General features: G+C 58.5%; 16 protein-coding genes. 11 read left to right on the forward strand and 5 right to left on the reverse strand.

The window, feature by feature from the left end; all coding sequences use genetic code 11:
* The 3 genes from hisA to hisIE are packed head-to-tail and all read left to right on the forward strand — an operon-like array spanning position 1 to position 2,172.
* Positions 1–771: a 1-(5-phosphoribosyl)-5-[(5-phosphoribosylamino)methylideneamino]imidazole-4-carboxamide isomerase gene (gene hisA, locus BN1123_RS07980; RefSeq protein WP_042026290.1), complete on the forward strand. Its 771-nt coding sequence runs from the start codon at positions 1–3 to the stop codon at positions 769–771.
* On the forward strand, positions 771–1,544 hold the full coding sequence (gene hisF, locus BN1123_RS07985; protein ID WP_042026292.1) for an imidazole glycerol phosphate synthase subunit HisF: 774 nt from the start codon (positions 771–773) through the stop codon (positions 1,542–1,544). The genes hisA and hisF overlap by 1 nt, the downstream gene beginning before the upstream one ends.
* Positions 1,537–2,172, forward strand: a complete 636-nt coding sequence (gene hisIE / locus BN1123_RS07990) for a bifunctional phosphoribosyl-AMP cyclohydrolase/phosphoribosyl-ATP diphosphatase HisIE (protein ID WP_042026293.1) — start codon at positions 1,537–1,539, stop codon at positions 2,170–2,172. Before hisF ends, hisIE begins: the two co-directional genes overlap by 8 nt.
* Before the next feature lie 34 nt (positions 2,173–2,206).
* On the opposite strand, the gene BN1123_RS07995 is transcribed toward hisIE, so the two are convergent.
* A complete protein-coding gene (locus BN1123_RS07995; protein WP_052449249.1) occupies positions 2,207–3,685 on the reverse strand; it encodes a KAP family P-loop NTPase fold protein in 1,479 nt (492 codons plus the stop codon).
* Positions 3,686–3,899: 214 nt separating this feature from the next.
* Positions 3,900–5,426 (reverse strand): fumarate hydratase, encoded by a 1,527-nt coding sequence (locus BN1123_RS08000; RefSeq protein ID WP_042026294.1) that lies wholly within the window; start codon positions 5,424–5,426, stop codon positions 3,900–3,902.
* A 294-nt stretch (positions 5,427–5,720) separates the two neighbouring features.
* Here BN1123_RS08000 and pabB point away from each other — a divergent pair, with 294 nt between their 5' ends.
* From pabB to BN1123_RS08015, 3 genes are all read left to right on the forward strand, one after another.
* Positions 5,721–7,004, forward strand: coding sequence for an aminodeoxychorismate synthase component I (pabB, locus tag BN1123_RS08005; RefSeq protein WP_042026479.1), 1,284 nt, complete (start codon positions 5,721–5,723; stop codon positions 7,002–7,004).
* Positions 7,005–7,076: 72 nt separating this feature from the next.
* Positions 7,077–7,643: a CoA pyrophosphatase gene (locus BN1123_RS08010; protein ID WP_042026481.1), complete on the forward strand. Its 567-nt coding sequence runs from the start codon at positions 7,077–7,079 to the stop codon at positions 7,641–7,643.
* 217 nt (positions 7,644–7,860) lie between these two features.
* The gene (locus BN1123_RS08015; protein ID WP_026458036.1) at positions 7,861–9,162 is read left to right on the forward strand and encodes a serine/threonine transporter; all 1,302 of its coding nucleotides are present in this window, start codon (positions 7,861–7,863) and stop codon (positions 9,160–9,162) included.
* A 596-nt stretch (positions 9,163–9,758) separates the two neighbouring features.
* Here the strand turns inward: BN1123_RS08015 and sstT are convergent.
* On the reverse strand, positions 9,759–11,009 hold the full coding sequence (gene sstT, locus BN1123_RS08020; protein WP_042026295.1) for a serine/threonine transporter SstT: 1,251 nt from the start codon (positions 11,007–11,009) through the stop codon (positions 9,759–9,761).
* A gap of 342 nt (positions 11,010–11,351) precedes the next feature.
* Between sstT and BN1123_RS08025 the strand changes: the two genes are divergently transcribed.
* The 4 genes from BN1123_RS08025 (at position 11,352) to BN1123_RS08040 (ending at position 18,593) form a co-directional block, all read left to right on the forward strand.
* Entirely contained in the window at positions 11,352–13,265 is a 1,914-nt protein-coding gene (locus BN1123_RS08025; protein ID WP_042026296.1) for a RecQ family ATP-dependent DNA helicase, read from the forward strand.
* Positions 13,266–13,844: 579 nt separating this feature from the next.
* On the forward strand, positions 13,845–15,767 hold the full coding sequence (locus tag BN1123_RS08030; RefSeq protein ID WP_026457556.1) for a PrkA family serine protein kinase: 1,923 nt from the start codon (positions 13,845–13,847) through the stop codon (positions 15,765–15,767).
* Between the two features lie 24 nt (positions 15,768–15,791).
* On the forward strand, positions 15,792–17,063 hold the full coding sequence (locus tag BN1123_RS08035) for a YeaH/YhbH family protein (protein ID WP_042026298.1): 1,272 nt from the start codon (positions 15,792–15,794) through the stop codon (positions 17,061–17,063).
* 9 nt (positions 17,064–17,072) lie between these two features.
* Positions 17,073–18,593 (forward strand): SpoVR family protein, encoded by a 1,521-nt coding sequence (locus tag BN1123_RS08040; RefSeq protein ID WP_042026300.1) that lies wholly within the window; start codon positions 17,073–17,075, stop codon positions 18,591–18,593.
* A 157-nt stretch (positions 18,594–18,750) separates the two neighbouring features.
* Here BN1123_RS08040 and fadJ read toward each other — a convergent pair whose 3' ends face one another.
* Positions 18,751–20,874, reverse strand: coding sequence for a fatty acid oxidation complex subunit alpha FadJ (fadJ, locus tag BN1123_RS08045; protein WP_042026482.1), 2,124 nt, complete (start codon positions 20,872–20,874; stop codon positions 18,751–18,753).
* Complete coding sequence (gene fadI / locus BN1123_RS08050; protein WP_042026302.1) at positions 20,874–22,184, reverse strand: acetyl-CoA C-acyltransferase FadI; 1,311 nt, start codon at positions 22,182–22,184, stop codon at positions 20,874–20,876. Before fadI ends, fadJ begins: the two co-directional genes overlap by 1 nt.
* Positions 22,185–22,366: 182 nt before the next feature.
* On the opposite strand from fadI, the gene BN1123_RS08055 reads away from it, so the two are divergent.
* A complete protein-coding gene (locus BN1123_RS08055; RefSeq protein WP_042026304.1) occupies positions 22,367–23,317 on the forward strand; it encodes an AAA family ATPase in 951 nt (316 codons plus the stop codon).
* Positions 23,318–23,484 lie beyond the last annotated feature (167 nt).

Here is a 23,484-nt window from a genome sequence, read left to right on the forward strand (position 1 = left end):
ATGATTATTCCCGCAATCGATCTTATCAACGGCCAAGTCGTGAGGCTCTATCAGGGCGACTACGGCCAGAAGACCGCCTACAGCGACAGCCCGCAGGCCCGCTTCGACGAATATGTCTCCCAGGGGGCGGTGCAGCTGCACCTGGTGGATCTGGACGGTGCCAAGGATGCCAGGGCGCGCCAGCTCCCCCTCATCGCCCAACTGCTGTCGGCGACCGAAGCGCCGGTGCAGGTAGGGGGCGGTGTACGCAGCGAGCAGGATGTGGCGGATCTGCTGGCCGCCGGCGCCAGCCGGGTGGTGATCGGCTCCACCGCCGTCAAATCCCCAGATCTGGTGGCCAGCTGGATGGAAAAATACGGTCCCGAGCGCATCGTACTGGCACTGGACGTCAATATCGATGAGGAGGGCAATCGCCATATCGCGGTGGCCGGCTGGCAGGAGAACAGCGGGGTAACCATAGAGGCGCTGATCGAACGCTTCCTCCCCGTCGGGCTCAAACATGTGCTCTGCACCGACATCAGCCGTGACGGCACCCTGACTGGCACCAACGTCGAACTCTACCGGGATCTCTGCACCCGCTACCCGAGCGTTGGTTTCCAGGCCTCCGGCGGCATTGGCGGCATCGAGGATATCGAGGCGCTCAAGGGCTCCGGGGTCAAGGGGATCATCCTCGGCCGCGCCCTGCTGGAGGGCAAGTTCTCGGTGGGTGACGCCATCGCCTGCTGGGCAGCGCCCGCTGCATCTACCCCGACAGAAACAGGAGGCAACTGATGCTGGCAAGACGAATTATCCCCTGCCTCGACGTCAAGGATGGCGTGGTGGTCAAGGGTGTGCAGTTTCGCAACCATGAAGTGATGGGCGGCATTGTCGAACTGGCCCGCCGCTACGCCGAGGAAGGCGCCGACGAGCTGGTGTTCTATGACATCACCGCCTCAAGCGATGCCCGGGTGGTGGACAAGAGCTGGGTGAGCCGGGTGGCAGAGGTGATCGACATCCCCTTCTGCGTCGCCGGCGGCATCAAGAGCGTCGAGGATGCCCGCCAGATCCTCGAATTTGGTGCCGACAAGGTATCCATCAACTCCCCTGCCCTGGCCGATCCCCGCCTTATCACCCGGCTGGCCGAGCGCTTCGGCGTGCAGTGCGTGGTGGTGGGCATCGACTCCTATTTTGATGCCCAAACCGGCCACTATCAGGTCAAGCAGTTTACCGGTGACGAGAGCCGCACCCGTACCACCACCTGGCACACCCTCGACTGGGTGCAGGAGGTACAACAGCGTGGCGCGGGCGAGATCGTGCTGAACGTGATGAACCAAGATGGCATGCGCCAGGGTTATGATCTTGAGCAACTCAAACTGGTGCGGGCCGTCTGCAAGGTGCCGCTTATCGCCTCCGGCGGCGCCGGCGCCATGGAGCACTTTCGCGATGCCTTCACCCTCGCCGATGTGGACGGGGCCCTGGCCGCCTCCGTGTTCCACAAGGGGCTTATCCCCATTCCCGAATTGAAACGCTGGCTGAAAACCGAAGGAGTCGCCATCCGTGAATAATCAAGCTGTAAATAACGACGTGTCGCTGATCGAGCGCCTGGACTGGGCCAAGTGCGACGGCATGATCCCCGCCATCGTCCAGCATGCCGCGAGCGGCGAGGTGCTGATGCAAGGTTTTATGACCAAGGAAGCCCTGGACAAAACCCTGGCGACCGGCCAGGTCACCTTCTTTAGCCGCAGCAAGCAGCGTCTGTGGACCAAGGGGGAGAGTTCGGGCCATGTGTTGAAACTCGTCGCCATCAGCACCGACTGCGATCAGGACTCCCTGTTGGTCGCCGCCGATCCCGTAGGCCCCACCTGCCACAAAGGGACAACCTCCTGCTTCGACGGTCACCCGGTGCCGCCCCTTGGCTTTTTGGCCGAGCTTGAGCAGATCCTGGCAGCACGCAAAGGCGCGGATCCAGCCACCAGCTACACCGCCAGCCTCTATGGTAAAGGCACCAAGCGCATCGCCCAGAAGGTAGGTGAAGAGGGGGTGGAAGTAGCCCTGGCCGCCATGGCCAAGGATCGGGAGGAGCTCATCAACGAATCCGCGGATCTGCTCTATCACCTGACCGTGCTACTGCAAAACGAAGGGCTGGGATTACAGGATGTGGTGCAGCGACTTTATGAGCGGCACAATAAATAACTGTATATTGATAGATGGGCGTAAAGCCCATCTATCATAGTAACAAGGTAGATAATTCGACCAGCTCTATATAGTCAGAATTTGCCAATCTTTTACTTTCAAGACACACTTGATAATATTCACCTCGATCATCATACCTAACGCCAGATTTTGTATAAGTAAGCTGGTTTATATCATTAGGTTTATAACCATTACTGCTAGAGTAGTAACCATCGAGAATTTTGTGAACCTGTAACACATACGAATAAAAGTCATTCGTTTGACAAACTACCTTTTCATTGCGTCCTGAGTGAACGCCTGACCAATAACTAACAATTAATGATAACTTTATTTTGTTTTTAAATGAAAAAACACTATCTCTATTTGCTCTCATATTATTAAGCTCAATTTCTAGGAGCTCCCCACCATTGCGAATGGTCATGTATGCAATGGGGTTTTTTGAATGCATGATAACTAAAGCAGACAAATAAATGATATCAATAGAGCCTTCAGAAGTTGAGTGCAATATAGCAAATAATGTATCCAAGAATGCTTCAATCTCTCTTGCAGACAGTGAAAATGCATCCACAATGTCTGCCATTACTTTAGAAAATTCATTAACATCAGAAAAGCAATGAAATGTTTTACTACATAGAAGCTCAAAACGGTCTGAAACAAATTCTGCTATGAGAAAATAACTTGGACATTTATTCAAATAAAAACGTCTTTTGAAAAACCTGCCTAGATAAGTCTGAGCATCAAACCCTTCCCCATAAATTACCTTGATAGTATGTTGCAACTGCTCGGTATCCGTCGCCAGCACAAATACTACACCTGGAATATCGAAGATATGCTTGATGGTTTCCAGCATCTCTACCGCATAAGAAGGGCGACAACGATCCAGCTCATCGATCAAGATAAAGGCTGGGAAATCCAGTTTTCTCTCACTTAAACCAACAGCCCCCTCAACCCATTGCCGTATCTCTTGTTTAAGATACTGGATCGATTCATAACGCTCTTTCTGATTGCTACAAAGGGCGTCAACCAACTGATTGGCATCCTCCCCTTCCAGAGAAAAATCGTCTTCTTCCAGTCCGGCTTTCTTGATGGCCGCTTTCAACGCAAGCTTGCTACCTACCTTGAATAATCCCAATAGTCGCTGGCGCATACCTTCCGGGATTTTATTGTCTTTCCCTGCAACCTCTTTTAGCTGATCGATTATCGACGAAATGACCGTCAATAAGGGATCATCGGAAAAATCCTGCTGCCAGGCATCGATATAGACGGTGGGATAGTGCTGTTTCAGCTCCATATACCAACGCTTTATAAACCAGGTTTTACCCGCCCCCCACTCGGCATTGAGATTGAGCACATAGTTGCGCTGTATGCCTTCGGCGGCGAGATAGTTGGTCAGAAAATGGGCGTACTGAGCGCGTTCCAGCCGATCGACACTCAAGCGCTCTTCACTGCCCGCGATGGCTCCCGGCCCCTCCCAGATTACCGAAGCACTCCAATCAAACCCCGCCGATGTCATCTCACTGATCTCCCGATAGATATTGCCGGGAATAATATCAATACCTGCGGAAAAATAACTTGATAAAGGCGCTGTTTGTGACCCTTTTATGCGCGCACCTGCCCGACAGGCAAGGGAGCAGAAAGGGTGATCGGGCAGCAATAAGCATAAAAAAGGCGTATCCGCAGATACGCCTTGCTATAGAGACTCGCCACTTCGTGGTGACAGCCAACCTTTAGGAGGCCAGCTTGCCGTCCAGCTCGGCAATCTTGGCCGACCAGTAGGCCGGACCTGTCTCGTGGATATTGTTACCCTGGGAGTCGACTGCCACAGTCACCGGCATATCTTCCACTTCAAACTCGTAGATAGCTTCCATGCCGAGATCGGCAAAGGCGACCACGCGAGCCTTCTTGATGGCCTTGGCCACCAGATAGGCGGCGCCGCCGACGGCCATCAGATAGACGGCCTGGTGTTGCTTGATGCTCTCGACGGTTTTCGGGCCGCGCTCGGACTTGCCGATCATGCCGATAAGGCCGGTTTCACCCAGCATCATGTCGGTGAACTTGTCCATCCGGGTGGAGGTGGTGGGGCCAGCGGGACCAACCACTTCGTCGCGCACCGCATCGACCGGGCCAACGTAATAGATGAAGCGGTTGGTGAAATCGACCCCTTCCGGCAGCCCTTCACCGCGCGCCAGCATGTCGGCGATACGCTTGTGGGCGGCGTCACGGCCGGTGAGGATCTTGCCCGACAGCAACACGGTATCGCCGCTCTTCCAGCTGGCGAGCTCGGCCTTGGTGATGCCATCGACGTTGACGCGGCGCACGTTGCCGCCCGCCTCGCGGGTGATCTCGGGCCAATCTTCCAGTTTCGGCGGGGTCAGTTCGGCCGGACCGGAGCCGTCGAGTTCAAAATGCACGTGACGGGTGGCCGCGCAGTTGGGGATCATCACCACCGGCTTGGAGGCGGCGTGGGTCGGAGCAGATTTGACCTTCACATCCAGCACGGTAGTGAGGCCGCCAAGGCCCTGGGCGCCAATGCCGAGCTTGTTGACCTTGTCATAGAGCTCGACGCGCAGCTTCTCTTCGGTAGTTTCGGGGCCGCGGGCGATCAGCTCCTGAATGTCGATATGCTCCATCAGGGCCTCTTTGGCCAGCACGGCCGCCTTCTCGGCGGTACCGCCGATACCGATGCCAAGCATGCCCGGCGGGCACCAGCCCGCACCCATGGTGGGCACTGTTTTAACGACCCACTCGACGATGTCGTCGGAGGGGTTGAGCATCACCATCTTGGATTTGTTCTCGGAGCCACCGCCCTTGGCGGCGATGCTCACTTCCACCTTGTTGCCCGGGATCATGTCGATGTGCACCACGGCCGGCGCATTGTCTTTGGTGTTCTTGCGGCTGCCGGCCGGATCGGCCAGCACGGAGGCGCGCAGCGGGTTATCAGGGTTGGTGTAAGCGCGGCGGGTACCCTCGTCCACCATCTCCTGCACCGTCATGTCGCTGTCCCACTGCACCTGCATGCCGATCTTGACGAAACAGGTGACGATGCCGGTGTCCTGACAGAGCGGACGGTGGCCCTCGGCGGACATGCGGGAGTTGATCAGGATCTGGGCCAGGGCATCTTTGGCCGCCGGGTTGGCTTCCCGATCATAGGCGGCCTTGGCAGCCTGAACGAAATCGAGGGGGTGGTAATAGGAGATGTACTGAAGGGCGTCGGCGATGGAATCGATAAAGTCCTGTTTTTTTATAATGCTCATATCTTCCTCACTGGTCCTTGTCCGTGCCACAGGGCAAAACAAGGGCTTCCATATGATTGGCTATGCAGTCGTGCTGACCAAAAACTATCAGCCAGCAAAAAACGAACGGCACAGCAGTTTTTTCTTTAGTCACCGACACCTATGATACGCTTGCCGTCCCGCACCGACTAGGGGCCACAAACTAAACTGTTGCCTGTGTAACAAAAAATGACGCCAACACTTCATATTTATCACTTCGATCATCACCCGCGCCTGCACGATCAGTTCGCCCTGTTGCAACACCAGCCCTGGGCCATGCTGCTGGAGTCAGCCGGGCCACTCGGCGCCGACAACGGTTTTGACATCATCATCGCCGATCCGCTGGCCACCCTGGAGACCCGGGGGCCCCTCACCACCCTGCGCCAGGGTGATCAACAGAGCGAGTACCATGACGATCCCCTCGCCCTGCTGGCCCGCACCCAGCGCGCGCTGCTGGGGGAACTTTCAGAGCAAGCAACCAGGCTCCCGTTTATCGGTGGGGCACTGGGGCTCTTTGGCTATGATCTGGGTCGTCGCTTCGAGCGATTGCCGGTGCAGGCCGCCGCCGATATCGACGTGCCAGACATGGCGGTGGGGATCTACGACTGGGCGCTGCTGCGCGATGTGGCGAGCGCCCGGTGGCAACTGGTGCACTGGGGCGACGAGGCTGGGCTGGCGAAGCGCCTGGCCTGGCTTGAGCAGCAACAGAGCAAGCCGGCGCCGGCCTTCTCCTTGCAAGGTGAATGGCAGAGCAATATGAGCCGCGCCGAGTATGGCGAGAAGTTTGCCCGCATCCAGGCCTATCTCGCCGCCGGGGATTGCTACCAGATCAACCTGACCCAGCGTTTCCAGGCCCCCTATCAGGGGGACGAGTGGCACGCCTATTGCGCCCTCGCCGTCGCCAACAAGGCCCCCTTCTCCGCCTTTGTCCGATTGCCGCACAGCACCATTTTGAGCCTCTCCCCCGAGCGCTTCCTGCTGCTCGATGGCCGTCATATCGAGACCAAACCCATCAAGGGCACCCGGGCCCGCCACTCTGATCCAGAGATGGATCGCCAGATAGCCCAGGAGTTGGCCCAGGCGGACAAGGACAGATCGGAAAATTTGATGATCGTAGATCTGCTGCGCAACGACATCGGCCGGGTGAGCCGACCCGGCTCGGTCAGCGTGCCTCATCTGTTTGCGGTGGAATCCTTCCCTGCCGTGCATCACTTGGTCTCCACCATTCACGGTGAGCTCGACGAGCGCTGGCAGGGAGTCGATCTGCTACGGGCCTGCTTCCCGGGCGGCTCCATCACCGGCGCCCCCAAGATCCGCGCCATGGAGATCATCGAGGAGCTGGAGCCGCAACGGCGCAATGCCTATTGCGGCAGCATCGGCTATGTGAGCCAGCACGGACGGATGGACACCAGCATCTGCATTCGCACTCTGATCGCCGAGAATGGCCATCTCTCCTGCTGGGCCGGTGGCGGCATCATCGCCGACTCCGATGCCGACAGCGAATATCAGGAGACCTACGACAAGGTGGCCCGGATCCTCCCCCACCTCTCGGCCTTGTGATAAAAATCTTTTTCTTTAACCCGGCATGGAGCCACGGCACAGTGGCTAACGATGAACATGGATAGCCACGACATGGATAGCAATGAACTGCTGACCCGCTTTCAACTTCAACTGCCGGCGCCAGCCCATCGGCTGGCCATCGCCGGACTCAAACCGGCGGCCGTACTGCTGCCGGTGGTAGAACGCGAGCAGGGGTTGCAGCTGCTGCTGACCCGTCGCAGCCCCCATCTGCGCCACCATGCGGGCCAGATAAGCTTTCCCGGGGGGCGCCAGGATCCGCAAGACAGGGATCTGATCCAGACCGCTCTGCGCGAAACCGAGGAGGAGCTCGGCATCAGCCCCCGCCAGATCCGCGTCATCGGTACCCTGAGCCCGCTCAATACCGTCTCCCAGTACGATGTGCTGCCGGTGCTCGGGCTGGTCGAGGGGGATTACCAGCTCACCCTCAGTCAGGATGAGGTGGCTCAGGCATTCGAAGTGCCCCTTGCCCACCTGCTCAATCCCGCCAACCACATCGCCCTCACCTTTCCCCGCAAGCAACAGTGGCACACCGTCTACTGGATACCCTGGCAAGATCATTTCATCTGGGGTGCCACCGCCAGCATGATCCGCCAACTCTCACAGCACATCACAAAATAACAATCTGGATACATTTTGGCGTACAGAATTTGCGCTTTAACATTAAACTAACGTGGCAAATGATAAACAAAAATTGATTTTTTAGTATTTTGATCACGTTTCTATAAGAAAGTGCGGTTTTTCACGTTAGTAAGGTGAATTTGATCAACATTTTTAATCGAAAAAAAAGTATCCTTGCGCCGACTCAATAAAAAACCACACATTCGGGGTGAGATAGATGTCTAAAACTGTCATTGGCGCACAGGATGTTGCGACCGCACAGGAGCAAGGATTCAGCTCCGTCCAGACCACCAAGGGTTGGGCGAAACAAGACACCACCTGGGTGATCAGTCTGTTCGGTACCGCCGTCGGCGCCGGCATTCTGTTCCTGCCAATCAACGCCGGTATGGGCGGCTTCTGGCCGCTGGTCGTGATGGCGCTGCTGGTCGGCCCCATGACCTACCTGGCACACCGCGGCCTGGCCCGTTTCGTCCTCTCCTCCAAGCAGAAAGATGCAGACATCACCAAAGTGGTGGAAGAGCACTTCGGCGTCGGCGCAGGCAAGCTCATCACCCTGCTCTACTTCTTCGCCATCTACCCCATCGTGCTGATCTACGGCGTGGGCATCACCAACACGGTTGAAAGCTTCATGGTCAACCAGCTGCAGATGGCCGCCCCGCCGCGCTGGATCCTCTCCATCGTGCTGATCATGGGCATGATGTCCGTGATGCTGGCCGGTGAGAAGCTGATGCTGAAAGTGACCGAGTTCCTGGTCTACCCGCTCATCGCCATCCTGGCCGGTATCTCCCTCTACCTGATCCCGGACTGGACCGGTGCCGCCCTGGCGCAGGTGCCGTCTGCCAAGGATTTCGCCACCACCCTGTGGCTGACCATCCCTGTGCTGGTGTTCGCCTTCAACCACAGCCCGGCCATCTCCAGCTTTGCCCTGGCCCAGCGTCGTGACTACGGTGATCGCGCCGTCGAGAAATCCGATGCCATCCTCAAGCGTACCGCCATGGTGCTGCTGGGCTTCGTGATGTTCTTCGTCTTCTCCTGCGTGATGAGCCTGACTCCGGCCCAGCTGGCCGAAGCCAAGGCCCAGAACATCGCCGTGCTCTCCTACTTGGCCAACCAGCATGCGAGCCCGATCATCTCCTACTTCGGTCCGCTGGTTGCGTTCGTCGCCATCGTCTCCTCCTTCTTCGGCCACTATCTGGGTGCCCGTGAAGGCCTGAAAGGGATGATCGTCCAGAACATGACCAAGGCGGGCAAAGAGCCGGATCAAAAGAAGGTTGAGCTGTTCATCATCGGCTTCTTCATCCTGACCCTGTGGGGCACCGCCGTGGCCAACCCCTCCATCCTGGGCATGATTGAATCGCTGGGCGGCCCCATCATCGCCACCATCCTGTTCCTGATGCCGATGTACGCCATCAAGCGTGTACCGGCCATGGCGAAGTACCAGGGCCAGATCAGCAACGTATTCGTTGCCACCATGGGTCTGATTGCCATCTCCGCCATCTTCTATCAACTGGTTGGTTAATCCCTCCTGCTACCGAACCAAAATGCCAGCCGTTATCCGGTTGGCATTTTTTATGGGCGCGCTGCGCCAGTCCCTCCTCTCTTGCCGACATATCCCATCTAACATCCCCTGTTTCCCCTAAGTTCCGTTAACCCTGTCCTGTTTCCCGAATAACCGGCCTCTCCCATCCCGTGAAGAAGGGATCGGGCACGGTACACTCGGCCACACTGTTGCTTGCGCCAGCCCACTGCCGCCTATTTGTGCTGTGCGGAAATACGCGCCGTCACACCTTTCACGCAGCTCGCCAACAGTTGACTAAAGCCATGGCTAAAGATGCCATCCTGGCCGCCATGGCGTTGCCAATCCACGGTAAAGCCCCGGACGTTGCAATAAGGTGTAGTGCAGTCGTAGCTTGCCCTTCCCGCCATGAGTTTCTCATCTTTGTATCCAGCCCCTCACTCGTGCTCTGAACCAGACATGGCGTTCAGGCATGACAGGCCAGCAAGCGACTGGCTCAACCTGATGCGATGCCAATGCCCCGCAAAAACCTTATTTGCAGGCATAAAAAAGCGCCCTCCGAAGAGGGCGCCAAATAACAGAGAAGGTGGGTAACGAGATCAAGCTTCGCGGCTTGGGATCGCCTCGGCGTCCATCAGGCTCTCGTCTTCGGCCATGCAGGCCGCGGCGGTAAACAGCACGTCGGTGGAGCTGTTGAGGGCCGTTTCGGCGGAATCCTGCAGTACCCCGATGATGAAGCCAACGGCCACCACCTGCATGGCGATGTCGTTGCTGATCCCGAACAGGCTGCATGCCAGCGGGATCAGCAGCAGGGAACCACCGGCCACACCGGAGGCACCGCAAGCACTGACGGTGGCAACTACGGAGAGCAACAGCGCCGTGGCCAGATCCACTTCCACTCCCAGGGTATGCACTGCCGCCATGGCCAGCACGGTAATGGTGATGGCGGCGCCGGCCATGTTGATGGTGGCGCCCAGCGGAATGGAGACCGCATAGGTATCTTCCGGCAGACGCAGTTTTTCACACAGAGCCATGTTGACCGGGATGTTGGCGGCGGAGCTGCGGGTAAAGAAGGCGGTCACGCCGCTCTCTTTGAGGCAGGTCAGCACCAGCGGATAGGGGTTGCGCTTGATCTTCCAGAACACGATCAGCGGGTTGACCACGAAAGCGATGAACAGCATGCAGCCGATCAGCACCACCAGCAGCTGGGCATAGCCGAACAGGGCATCGAAGCCGGTCTCGGCCAAGGTGGAGGCGACCAGGCCCAAGATACCGAGCGGAGCGCAACGGATCACCGCCTTGACGATGGTGGAGACACCGTGGGAGAGATCGGAGATCAGCGCCTTGGTGCTCTCGTTGGCATGACGCATGGCGATGCCAAGGCCAATGGCCCAAGCCAGGATCCCGATGTAGTTGGCATCCATCAACGCCTTGACCGGGTTGGTCACGATGTTGAACAGCAGGGTTTGCAGCACTTCTGTGATGCCGCCCGGCGGAGTGATCTCGGCGGTGTTGGCTACCAGATGCAGGTTGGAGGGGAACAGGAAGCTGGCCATGACGGCGACGACGGCCGCCGCGAAAGTGCCAAACAGATAGAGTACCAGCAAGGGGCGGATGTTGGTTTTCTGCCCCTGCTTGTGGCCTATGATGGCCGCCATCACCAGCACAAAGACCAGCAGTGGTGCGACCGCCTTCAATGCGCCGACAAACAGGCTACCGAGCAGGCCGGCTGCCCTGGCCCACTCGGGGGCAAACATGGCCAGCAGGATACCGAATACCAGACCAACCAGGATCTGGCTGACAAGACTGGTGCTATTGACCAGCCGGATAAGAGGGTGTTGTTGTGTCATCAAAAAGTCCCTAGGCACCGTAGTGCATGATTCATGAGTCCTGTCTGCAATCCCGCATTGAGAAGCGCCTGCCCCTCATATGAGATAACCGCGGCCAGCCTTCTGTCGGGCCGATCCGGCGGTTATCAGGATTGCTTGATGGAATATCCCACTCGCCACCTTTTTTTTCCAGAGAATCACCAAAAAATATCCGGCTTTTATCACAAAATCCCGCAACAAACTCTTAACCGGAAGGCAACCACCCGTTTTTGTACGCATTTCAACCAGTCTTTACCGACTTACTCACTCCCGTTATCAAGGGGTCGCTGTGTTATCATCGCCAATTTGCGCTGGAGCCCTGCCATGATCCCGACCCTGCTGACCCGACACTTTGGTTTTTCCGGACTCAGATCCGGCCAGGAGGCGGTGATCAACCGGGTGCTGGCAGGCCAAAGCGCGGCCGCCATCTTCCCCACCGGCTCAGGCAAATCCCTTTGTTATCAGTTGCCCGCCCTCGCCCTGCCCCATCTCACCCTGGTGATCTCACCCCTGCTGGCCTTGATGCACGATCAGCTAGCCTTTCTCAAAAACAAGGGGATCAGCGCCGCGACCCTCGATTCCAGCCAGAGTGCGGAAGAGAGCCGTCAGGTGATGCAGCAAGCCCTGGATGGCCAGCTGAAGATCCTGATGATCTCGGTGGAGCGTCTCAAGAACGAGCGCTTTCGCCGCTTTATCCAGCAGGTGCCGCTGTCGCTGCTGGTGGTGGATGAGGCTCACTGCATCTCGGAGTGGGGTCACAACTTTCGCCCCGACTACCTCAAGCTGCCGCACTATCGCGAGGAGCTGCAAATACCCCAGGTATTGCTGCTGACCGCCACCGCCACCCGGGCGGTTATCGAGGATATGCAGGCGAAATTTGCCATCGAGCCCGATAACGTGATCGTGACCGGCTTCTATCGCCCCAATCTCGATCTCGCCGTGGTGCCGCTTCGCCCCGAGGAGCGCGATAGCTGGCTCGCCCAAACCTTGCGCGCAGACCCCGGCCTGCCCACCATCATCTATGTCACCCTGCAACACACCGCCGAGCAGTGCGCCGGGATGTTGCAGCAGCAGGGGCTCAGTGTACGTGCCTATCACGCCGGGCTTGATGCTGAGGTGCGCAGCCAGATCCAGCGGGATTTCATGACCGGTCGGGTGGATTGCATCGTCGCCACCATCGCCTTTGGCATGGGGATCGACAAGGCGGATATCCGCCGGGTGATTCATTACGATCTGCCCAAATCCATCGAGAACTACAGCCAGGAGATTGGCCGGGCCGGTCGCGATGGGCAACTCTCGCACTGCACCGTACTGGCCAACCAGAGCCAGCTGCCGGTGCTGGAAAATTTCGTCTATGGCGATACCCCGGATCTGGCGGCCATCCGCCAGTTGCTTGACATCATTGCAGGCAGCGGCCCGCAGTGGGAATTCACCCTGCTGCGCCTCTCAAGCGAAATAAATATCCGCCAGCTGCCCCTCAAGACCCTGCTGGTTTATCTGGAAATGGCGGGCATCATCACGCCGGCCTACAGCTATTTTGCCGACTACCGCTTCAAGTTCGTGCTGGATAAAAGCGACATCCTCGCCCGCTTCAACCCGGATCGGCGCCAGTTTCTGGAACAATTGTTTGCCTGCGCGCCCTTGGCACGCAGCTGGTGCACCATGGATTTCGAGGCACTCTGGCAGGGTTATCAGGGAGAACGTCAGCGGGCGGTTGCGGCCCTCGACTACCTGCAACAACAAGGATGGATAGAACTCGAGAGCAAGCAGATGACTGAGGTCTACCGGGTCAATCAACAGGGGTGGAACAAAGAAGAAGAGGCGCTGCGGCTGCACGGCCTTTTCTTGCAAAAAGAGCAGAGCGAGCTTGCCAGACTGCAGGCCATGCTGGACTTTTTCACCGCTGGCGACTGCCTGAGCCACCGCCTGGCCCGCTATTTTGCCGATGAGGCCGCCCCCGCCCGGTGCGGCCACTGCTCCGTCTGTCGCGGCCAGGTTGCCGTGCTCCCGCCCTTGCCCCGACTGGCCATGCCAAACGAGGCGGGCATCCGCGCCTGGTGCGAGCCCCTCATCGCCAAGACAGGCACACAGGATGAACGCGTCCTGGCCCGTTTCCTGTGTGGCATCGCCACACCGCTCACCACCCGGGTCAAGGCCAGATCCCTGGCCGGGTTTGGCCAACTGGCAGCCCATCCCTTTGCCAACGTGTTGCAGGCCTTAAAGCAGGCCTACTCCTGAGTACAAAGCAGGCTGCGCACCGCTACAATTTTTCAGCAGACAAAAAAAGAAGACCCTCGCCTTTGCGAGGGTCAAGCCAACGGAAACGTGCTTAAACAGAGCTTAGTGCCACGACAAGCCGCTCTCTTGCTAAAGCGCCTTGCCACCTGCACATGGCCAATCTAGATGAGTGGAATTGTAGCGTCAATGTAAAAATTAGAGCTGTAACTTCAAACAAACCACATTACGTTGACGTTAGCGTAATGATAGATTTATTGATATTCCCGCCAACGGGCGCCACGTCTGGCTTCCCGTTTCACCTGCATCGACTCGCCCGGACCTGCCCGCAAGCAAAGAAACATTTATTTTTTATGTCTTTGACATTTACCTCACTATCATGGCAAAAATAATTTAACAGTCAGTAACATAGCTGTGTTGCTGGCTGACCGGCCCACTCGGTAAGCCGGCCGGTTTCGTCACTGTGTCATCAATCAAATAGGGATGGATTACTGGGGCCTGTTGACTAGGCTTTAAATGCAAGACCAAACAAATAGTGATCCGCTCATTTTCAGGGTAAGCGACTATAACGAGGGCAAAGTTATGGGCATCTTCGAGCATTACCAACAGCGATATGAGAAAGCCAGGGAAGAGGAATACAGCATCCAGGAGTTTTTGGACATGTGTAAGCAGGACAAATCCTGCTACGCCTCTGCCGCCGAACGCCTGCTGACCGCCATTGGCGAGCCGGAGATGGTCGATACCTCCGCCAATCCCAGACTGAGCCGGCTCTTCTCCAACCGGGTCGTGGCCCGCTATCCCGCCTTCAAGGACTTCTACGGGATGGAAGAGGCCATCGAACAGATCGTCTCCTACCTCAAACACTCCGCCCAGGGGCTGGAAGAGAAGAAACAGATCCTCTATCTGCTAGGTCCGGTCGGGGGCGGTAAATCCTCTCTAGCAGAGAAACTCAAATCCCTGATGCAAAAGGTGCCCATTTATCGCATCAAGGGCTCACCGGTCAACGATCACCCCTTCTGCCTGTTCGACATCGAGGAAGATGGCGAGCTGCTGGAGAAGGAGTACGGCATTCCGCGCCGTTACCTGCGTCCCATCATGTCCCCCTGGGTTGCCAAGCGACTGCACGAGTTCGGGGGCGACATCACCAAGTTCAAGGTGGAGAAGGTCAATCCCTCCATCCTCGACCAGATCGCCATTGCCAAGACCGAGCCTGGCGATGACAACAACCAGGACATCTCCTCCCTGGTCGGCAAGGTGGACATCCGCATGCTGGAGCACTTTGCCCAGGATGACGCCGACGCTTACTCCTACTCGGGTGCCCTGTGCAAGGCGAACCAGGGGATCATGGAGTTCGTCGAGATGTTCAAAGCCCCCATCAAGGTGTTGCACCCACTGCTGACCGCGACGCAGGAGGGGAACTACAACGGCACAGAGGGGCTCTCCGCCCTCCCCTTCGACGGCATCCTGCTGGCCCACTCCAACGAATCCGAGTGGCAACAGTTCCGCAACAACAAAAACAACGAGGCTTTCCTCGACCGTGTTTACATCGTCAAGGTGCCCTACTGCCTGCGCGTTTCGGAAGAGGTGAAGATCTACGAAAAACTGCTGGTCAACAGCGAGCTAACCGAGGCCAAGTGCGCCCCGGGCACCCTCGAGCTGCTGGGCCAATTCTCCGTGCTGTCGCGCCTCAAGGAGCCGGAAAACTCCAGCATCTACTCCAAGATGCGGGTCTATGACGGCGAAAGCCTCAAAGACACGGATCCCAAAGCCAAGAGCTATCAGGAGTACCGCGACTACGCCGGGGTGGATGAGGGGATGAATGGTCTCTCTACCCGCTTTGCGTTCAAGATCCTCTCCCGTGTCTTCAACTTCGACCACGCGGAAGTGGCCGCTAACCCGGTGCACCTTTTCTATGTGCTGGAACAGCAGATCGAACGGGAGCAGTTCCCGCAAGAGCTGCACGATCGCTATCTGGAGTTCATCAAGGGCTACCTGACTCCGCGCTACGTAGAGTTCATCGGGAAAGAGATCCAGACCGCCTACCTCGAGTCCTACTCCGAGTACGGCCAGAACATCTTCGACCGCTACGTCACCTACGCCGACTTCTGGATCCAGGATCAGGAGTACCGTGACCCCGAAACCGGCCAGCTGTTTGACCGCGCCTCGCTCAACAGCGAGCTGGAGAAGATCGAAAAACCCGCCGGGATCAGCAACCCGAAAGATTTCCGTAACGAAATCGTCAACTTCGTGCTGCGCGCCCGGGCCAACAATGCAGGCCGTAACCCCAACTGGACCAGTTACGAGAAGCTGCGCACCGTGATCGAGAAGAAGATGTTCTCCAACACGGAAGAGCTGCTGCCGGTTATCTCCTTCAACAGCAAAACCTCGGCCGAGGAGCAGAAGAAGCACGATAACTTTGTCGAACGGATGATGGAGAAAGGCTACACCCGCAAACAGGTGCGACTGCTCTCCGAATGGTATCTCAGGGTCCGCAAGTCATCCTGACCCTGACCTGTTCAAGGGGGAGTTATGGCGCATTTTATCGACCGCAGGCTCAACGGCAAAAACAAAAGCGCTGTCAATCGGCAGCGCTTCATCCGCCGCTACAAGAAGCAGATCAAACAAGCGGTCTCGGATGCTGTCTCCAAGCGCAGCATTCAGGACGTAGACAAGGGTGAGAGCATCAGCATCCCGACCAAGGATATCGGTGAACCCCATTTCCATCAGGGACAAGGGGGCAAACGGGAGATGGTGCATCCTGGCAACGATCAGTTTGTCACCGGCGACAAGATTGAACGCCCCAAGGGAGGGGGTGGCGGACAGGGTTCCGGTGAGGGACAGGCCTCCAATCAGGGGGAAGGTTCGGACGACTTCGTGTTCCAGATCTCCAAGGACGAGTATCTGGATCTGCTGTTCGAGGATCTCGAGCTGCCCCGCCTGCAAAAGACCCAGCTCAACCAGCTGATGGAGATGAAAACCTACCGGGCGGGCTACACCTCTAACGGGGTGCCCGCCAACATCAACGTGGTGCGATCCCTGCAAAACTCGCTGGCACGGCGCATGGCGCTGCAGGCGGGCAAGAAACGCCTGCTGCACGAGTTGGAGGATCGCCTGGCCCTGCTGGCTGCCGATCCCAACGAGCACTTTGCCGAGATGGCCCAGCTCGAAAAGGAGATCCGCGAGCTGAAACGGCGGATCGATGCGGTGCCCTTCATCGACACCTTCGATCTCAAATTCAACAACTTCGTCAAGCGACCGGTACCTTCCAGCCAGGCGGTGATGTTCTGCCTGATGGACGTCTCGGGTTCCATGGATCAGGCCACCAAGGAGATGGCCAAGCGCTTCTACATCCTGCTCTATCTGTTCCTGAGCAGAACTTACAAGAATGTCGAGGTGGTCTATATCCGCCACCACACCCAGGCCAAGGAGGTGGATGAACACGAGTTCTTCTACTCCCAGGAGACGGGGGGCACCATCGTCTCCAGCGCGCTCAAGATGATGAACGACATCATCAACGATCGCTATCCGGCCAACCAGTGGAACATCTATGCGGCGCAAGCGTCAGATGGCGACAACTGGGCCGATGATTCCCCCCAGTGCCGGGAGATCCTGGTGCGGGACATCATGCCGCGGGTGCGCTACTACTCCTACATCGAGATAACCACCCGTGCCCACCAGACCCTGTGGCACGAGTATGAATCGGTGGCCAGCCAGTTCCCCCACTTTGCGATGGAGCATATTCGCAAGGTCGAGGATATCTATCCGGTATTCCGGGAGCTGTTCAAGAAGCAAGCGGCGTAAGGAGGTCACATGATCGAAACCGAAAAACGAGTGACGCCACTGGATGACGGGCCGGACTGGAACTTTGATCTGCTGGAGACCTACCACCAGGAGATCGCCCGAGTCGCCAGGTTCTACAGGCTGGACACCTACCCCAACCAGATCGAGGTGATCACCGCCGAGCAGATGATGGATGCCTACTCCAGTGTCGGCATGCCCATCGGCTACCAGCACTGGTCATTCGGCAAGCGCTTCATCCACACCGAGCGCAACTACAAGCGTGGCCAGATGGGTCTTGCCTACGAGATCGTCATCAACTCGGATCCCTGCATCGCCTACCTGATGGAGGAGAACACCATGCCGATGCAGGCATTGGTGATGGCCCACGCCTGCTACGGCCACAACTCTTTTTTCAAGAACAACTACCTGTTCAAGGCGTGGACCGATGCCTCCTCCATCATCGACTACCTGCTGTTTGCCAAGAACTACATCATCCAATGCGAGGAGAAGCACGGTATCGATGCGGTGGAGCAGCTGCTCGACTCCTGCCATGCCCTGATGAACTTCGGGGTGGATCGCTACAAACGCCCCCAGAAGATCTCGATGGCGGAGGAGAAACGGCGCCAGAAGGCACGGGAAGATTATCTGCAGACCCAGGTCAACGAGCTGTGGCGCACCCTGCCCAAGCAGCACAAGAGTGCCGGGGTCGAGGACAAACGCTACCCCGCCGAGCCCCAGGAGAACATTCTCTACTTCATCGAGAAAAATGCCCCCCTGCTCGAGCCCTGGCAGCGCGAAATCGTGCGCATCGTGCGCAAGATAAGCCAATACTTCTATCCCCAGAAGCAGACCCAGGTGATGAACGAGGGGTGGGCCACCTTCTGGCACTACACCATCCTCAATCACCTCTATGACGAGGGCAAGATCAGCGATCGCTTCATGATGGAGGTGCTGCACAGCCACACCAACGTGGTCTATCAACCGGCCTACAACAGCCGCTACTACTCGGGCATCAATCCCTATGCACTGGGGTTTGCCATGTTCACGGATCTGCGCCGCATCTGCGAGCACCCGACCGAGGAGGACAGGTACTGGTTCCCGGACTACGCCGGCAGCAACTGGGTCGAGACCCTGCACTTCGCCATGCAAAACTTCAAGGACGAAAGCTTCATCAGCCAGTTCCTGAGTCCCAAGGTGATGCGGGACATGAAGCTCTTTGCCATCGATGACGACGATCTGAAGAACTACCTCAAGATCTCCGCCATCCACAATGACGAAGGCTACCGTCAGGTGCGCAACACCCTGTCGGCCCAGTACAACCTGAGCAACCTGGAACCCAACATTCAGGTCTACAACGTGGCAGTAAAAGGGGATCGCTCCCTCACCCTGCGCTATGTGCCCCACAACCGCATCCCCCTTGGCGATTCCCGCCACGAGGTGCTCAAGCATCTCCACCAGCTGTGGGGATTCGATGTGGTGCTGGAGCAGGACAATGGCGACATGCCGCCAGACATCATAGGACGCTGCCCGGAGCGCAAACCCGGGATCTGACTCATCGCCCCTCCCCAATGGCCCACCTAAGTGGGCCATTCTTTTGCCTCCTTTTTCTCCACGTCGTACCCGCCCCTGCATACCATCAGCAACGGCATAAAAAGAGGCCCGCACCTTCGGGTGCGGGCCTCTTGTCTGGTTATCGCGGGGCGCTCTATCAGTAGAAGGTCTGCTGCTCCGCGGCCATCGCCTTAAGGCGCTCACAGGGGGCGAAGCGATCGCCGTGGCGCTTCTGGTAATACTCCAACCTGCCGACCAGATGGTCGATGCCAAGAGCGTCCATATAGCGGAAAGGACCACCGAGGAAGGGCGGGAAACCGATGCCGAAGATAGCGCCAATGTCGCCATCACGGGCCGAGGCCACCACGCCGCCATCGAGGGCCATGGCCGCTTCGTTGAGCATCAGCAGCACGCAGCGCTCGGCGATCTCCTGCTTGGCCAGTTTGGCCACCGGCTTGATCCCCAGCACTCCATAGACGCTCTCGTCCACCTTCTTCTTGCCCTTGGCAGCCTTGCCGTAGAGGTAGAATCCCTTGCCGTTCTTGCGACCCTTGCGATCGTTCTCCAGCAACTTGTCAAAGGCCTTGGGCGCCTGAAACTGCTCGCCCCCCAGCTCTTTTTCAAGGATGGGCGAGATCTTGGCCCCCACGTCGATCCCCACCTCATCAAGCAAGGTGATGGGGCCCACTGGGAAGCCAAAGTCGAGCAGAGCGCCGTCCAGTACCTCCACCGGTTCCCCTTCCAGCACCAGACGAGCCGCCTCGTTCATGTAGGGGGCCAAGATGCGGTTGACGTAGAATCCCGCCTCGTCTTTTACCACGATCGGGGTCTTGCCCTGAGCACGGGCGAAGGCCAGAGTGGTGGCCACCGTCTCGGGGCTGGTCGTAGCATGGGGAATGATCTCGGCCAGCGGCATCTTGTCCACCGGGCTGAAGTAGTGCAGCCCCACCACCCGCTCAGGGTGCGCGGCGGCGGCCGCAATCTGGTTGATGGGAAGCGACGAGGTATTGGAGGCAAACACGGTATGCTCGCCACACTCGCGCTCCACATCTTTCACCATCTGGTGTTTGAGGGAGAGATCTTCAAACACCGCCTCCACCACCATGTCGACCCGGTGGAAACCGGAGTAGTCGAGGGTGCCGGTCAGCAGGCTCATCTGTTTTTCCAGCTCGCTGCGCAGGAGTTGGCGACGCTTTAGCTTCTTGGCCAGGATGTCGTAGCTGTAGCGCATGGCATTACCGATACCGGCGTTGGCCACGTCCTTGATCCGCACCGGTACACCCGCCTTGGTGGCGGTGACAAAGGCGATGCCGCCCCCCATCAAGCCACCGCCCAGCACGGCGGCATGGCCCACCTTGCGCGGCTCGGCCCCCTGATAGGTGACCTCTTTCTTCATCTCGGTAGTGGCGAAGAAGATAGAGCGCAGAGCGGCAGATTCGCGGGTCATCACCAACTCGCCAAAGTGGCGGGACTCTGCGGCGAGACCTGCCTGCATCCCCTCCTCCACGCCGATGCGCACCACCTCGATGATCCGCTCGGGGGCCGGATAGTTGCCACGGGTCTTGGCCTTCACCCCTTTGCGCGCCTGATCGAACAGCACTTTGCGACCCCATTTGTTGGTTTCCAGCAGCTTGCCCTGCAGATCCCGTTTCAGCTGGTGACGCGGCTTGCCCTTCTTGGCAAGCTTGATGGCGGCCTCAAGCAAAATGGAAGGCGGCACCACATCGTCCACCAGTCCCAGTTTTTTGGCCTGTTTGGCCCGCACCTGTTTGCCGGTCAGCATCAGATCCAGCGCCTTGGCCACCCCGATAAGGCGAGGCAGACGCTGGGTTCCGCCAGAGCCCGGTAGCAAGCCCAGTTGCACTTCGGGCAGACCGAGTACGGTTTTACCATGCTCAGTTACCACCCGGCCATGACAGGCCAGCGCCAACTCCAGCCCACCGCCAAGGCAAGGGCCGTGGATAGCGGCGATCACCGGAATGGTCAGGGACTCGATCTCGGCGAAGATGATCTGCCCCTCGCGAGACAGTGTCTCGGCATCCTGGGCGCTGGCACAGGCCGCCAGCATGCTGATGTCAGCCCCGGCGATGAAGGAATCCTTCTTGCCTGAGGTGATCACCAGGCCGATCAGATCCCGGTTGCCTTTCACCTCGGCCAGCAGGTTTCGGATCTCCTCTGCAAAAGAGGCCTTCAGGGTATTCATGCTCTCGCCCGGCACATCTATGGTGAGGATACCGATGCCATCTTTGCGTACGTCCAGTGAAAAAGTCTTCGCGCTCATCATTCAACCTCCAGCACCATGGCCGCACCCAATCCGCCTGCCGCGCAGGCGGTGTTGAGCCCCAATCCCCCACCCCGACGACGCAGCTCGTGCAGCGTCTGGGTGATCATCCGCGCGCCGGTGGCGGCAAAGGGGTGACCGTAGGCCAGGGAACCGCCTAGCACGTTGAACTTCTCCATGTCCACCTCGCCAATGGCCTGATCGCGGCCCAGCTTGTCACGGGCAAACTCTTTGCTTGCAAACATCTTGAGGTTGGCAAGAGTCTGGGCGGCAAACGCTTCGTGCATGTCGATGAGGGTCAGATCGGCCAAAGTGATGCCGGCGTGGTCCAGCGCCAGCGGCGTGGCATAGGAGGGCCCCATCAGCATGTCCTGCCAGACGTCGATGGCAGAAAACGCGAAACTGCGAATAAACCCAAGCGGCTCCAGGCCGAGCTCCTTGGCCCGCCCTTCGCGCATCAGCAGCACGGCTGCAGCACCGTCGGTGAGCGGGGTGGCGTTGGCGGCAGTGACGGAGCCGTGCACTCGATCAAACACCGGTTTGAGCTTGGCATAGCTTGCCAGATCAGATGCCTCGCGGATGTTGTTGTCCCGCTCCAGCGGTGACTTGTAGGGCGGAACGTGGGCGGTAAACACCTCGCCACTGAGCTTGCCGTCGGCCCAGGCCTGCGCGGCCAGGGTATGGGAGCGATGGGCCAGCGCATCCTGCGCCTCGCGGCTGATGCCGTGGGTCTTGGCCATCTGCTCGGCGGTCTGCCCCATGGAGAGGCCGGTGGAATATTCGGCCACCGCGGGGGGCACCGGCAGCAGATCCTTGACCCGCAACTGGCGCAGAATGTTGAAGCGCTGCTGCAGATTGCGCGCCTTGTTGAGATCCACCAGGGCGCGAGCCAGCTTCTTGCTCACCCCGATGGGCAGCACGGAGGAGGAGTCAGCGCCGCCGGCAATGGCGATATCGGCCATGCCCGCCATGATGGACTCGGTGACATTGGCCACCGCCTGGAAACTGGTGGCGCAGGCACGGGAGACGCTATAGGCATCCGTGGTCACGCTCATGCCGGTACCGAGCACGATCTCACGGGCGATGTTGGGGGCTTCCGGCATCTGCACCACCTGGCCGAACACCAGCTGATCGATAAGCTTGGGATCGAGATCGGTACGGGCGAGCATCTCGCTCACCACCAGTTTGCCGAGATCCACCGCAGGCACGCCGTGATAGGCAGTCGCCTGCTTGGCAAAAGGGGTTCGCAGACCCGCCACGACGGCAATCCGTTCGCCCTGGCGAGTCGTCAGTTTCAATGGCTGTTTCATCCTGGCTCCTTGGGTTATAAGGCAGAGGTCTGACCTCACTGCGCCACATCTTAACAATCCAATCACAAGTTTCATACAGCTGATTGAAACTAAATTGAGCGCAACTCGGCCCCCTGGCTCGCCCTCGCGGGTCAACTGGAGTATAAACAGATCAACTTCCATAAAAACAACGGGTTTATCGCATGGCTGTGGCCGAATTCAGACAATTGAGGAACTATTTGAGCAGCCAGATCCTGGGACAGGATGAGCTGATTGAAGGCTTGCTGATCGCCCTGCTATGTGAAGGACATGTGTTAATCGAAGGGGCCCCCGGTCTTGCCAAGACCCGGGCGGTCAAAGCGCTGGCCGGCGCCGTCGAGGGACGCTTCGCCCGCATCCAGTTCACTCCGGATCTGCTGCCAGCCGATCTCACCGGTAGCGAGGTGTTTCATCCCCAGGATGCCAGCTTCGTGTTCCAACCCGGCCCCCTCTTCAACCACCTTATTCTCGCCGACGAGATTAACCGAGCCCCGGCCAAGGTGCAGTCCGCGTTGCTGGAGGCGATGGCCGAACACCAGATCACGGTGGGCAAGAAGAGCTGGCGCCTGCCGCCCCTCTTTATGGTGGCAGCAACCCAAAACCCCATCGAGCAGGAGGGCACCTACCCTCTGCCGGAGGCCCAGCTCGATCGTTTCCTGCTCAAGCTGATGGTTGATTACCCGAGCCCCGCCATGGAGCTCGCCATTTTGCGGCTCAACGCCAAAGGCGAGCAGCTGGCCGCCGCCCCCGTGACCCTGAGTCAGGCCACCTTGCAGAGTGCCCGCAGCGAGGTGCTGGCCGTGACGATGCAAGAGCGGCTCGCCCACTATATGGTGGCGCTGGTGTGTGCCACTCGCCCGGGCAGCGGCCTGTGCCCAGCTCTCGAGCCCCTCATCGCCGTCGGTGCTAGCCCCAGAGCCTCGCTGGCCCTGGCCCGCTCGGCCCGCGCACGGGCCTGGCTTGCAGGACGAGACTATGTAGTGCCGGAAGATATCCAGCTGCAGACCTATCCTGTACTGCGCCATCGCCTCATTCCCAGCTATCAGGCCCTGGCGGACAACCTGGACAACGACACCCTGATCGCCCGCCTGCTGGATCTGGTGCCATGCCCCTAGATCCTTGCCAGCATCCCGATATCGCGCTGGAACTGCCTCGCCTGATCAATATACGGCTGTGGGCGAAAGCGCAGCGCAAGGCTGGTAGAAGCAGTGCCGAGCGAGGCAAGCCGGGCCGCTCCCCGGGCCTCACTTTCAGGGAGCTGCGCGCCTATCAGGCCGGTGAC

This window comes from Aeromonas enteropelogenes, from assembly GCF_000819845.1.
Taxonomy (GTDB): Bacteria; Pseudomonadota; Gammaproteobacteria; order Enterobacterales; family Aeromonadaceae; genus Aeromonas; species Aeromonas enteropelogenes.

Excerpts from the sequence above, each read along its gene's own strand:
- hisA (WP_042026290.1), top strand. The coding sequence starts at position 1 with ATGATTATTCCCGCAATCGATCTTATCAACGGCCAAGTCGTGAGGCTC.
- hisF (WP_042026292.1), top strand. The coding sequence starts at position 771 with ATGCTGGCAAGACGAATTATCCCCTGCCTCGACGTCAAGGATGGCGTG.
- BN1123_RS07995 (WP_052449249.1), bottom strand. The coding sequence starts at position 3,685 with ATGACATCGGCGGGGTTTGATTGGAGTGCTTCGGTAATCTGGGAGGGG.
- BN1123_RS08000 (WP_042026294.1), bottom strand. The coding sequence starts at position 5,426 with ATGAGCATTATAAAAAAACAGGACTTTATCGATTCCATCGCCGACGCC.
- pabB (WP_042026479.1), top strand. The coding sequence starts at position 5,721 with ATGCTGCTGGAGTCAGCCGGGCCACTCGGCGCCGACAACGGTTTTGAC.
- BN1123_RS08010 (WP_042026481.1), top strand. The coding sequence starts at position 7,077 with ATGGATAGCAATGAACTGCTGACCCGCTTTCAACTTCAACTGCCGGCG.
- BN1123_RS08015 (WP_026458036.1), top strand. The coding sequence starts at position 7,861 with ATGTCTAAAACTGTCATTGGCGCACAGGATGTTGCGACCGCACAGGAG.
- sstT (WP_042026295.1), bottom strand. The coding sequence starts at position 11,009 with ATGACACAACAACACCCTCTTATCCGGCTGGTCAATAGCACCAGTCTT.
- BN1123_RS08025 (WP_042026296.1), top strand. The coding sequence starts at position 11,352 with ATGATCCCGACCCTGCTGACCCGACACTTTGGTTTTTCCGGACTCAGA.
- BN1123_RS08030 (WP_026457556.1), top strand. The coding sequence starts at position 13,845 with ATGGGCATCTTCGAGCATTACCAACAGCGATATGAGAAAGCCAGGGAA.
- BN1123_RS08035 (WP_042026298.1), top strand. The coding sequence starts at position 15,792 with ATGGCGCATTTTATCGACCGCAGGCTCAACGGCAAAAACAAAAGCGCT.
- BN1123_RS08040 (WP_042026300.1), top strand. The coding sequence starts at position 17,073 with ATGATCGAAACCGAAAAACGAGTGACGCCACTGGATGACGGGCCGGAC.
- fadJ (WP_042026482.1), bottom strand. The coding sequence starts at position 20,874 with ATGAGCGCGAAGACTTTTTCACTGGACGTACGCAAAGATGGCATCGGT.
- fadI (WP_042026302.1), bottom strand. The coding sequence starts at position 22,184 with ATGAAACAGCCATTGAAACTGACGACTCGCCAGGGCGAACGGATTGCC.
- BN1123_RS08055 (WP_042026304.1), top strand. The coding sequence starts at position 22,367 with ATGGCTGTGGCCGAATTCAGACAATTGAGGAACTATTTGAGCAGCCAG.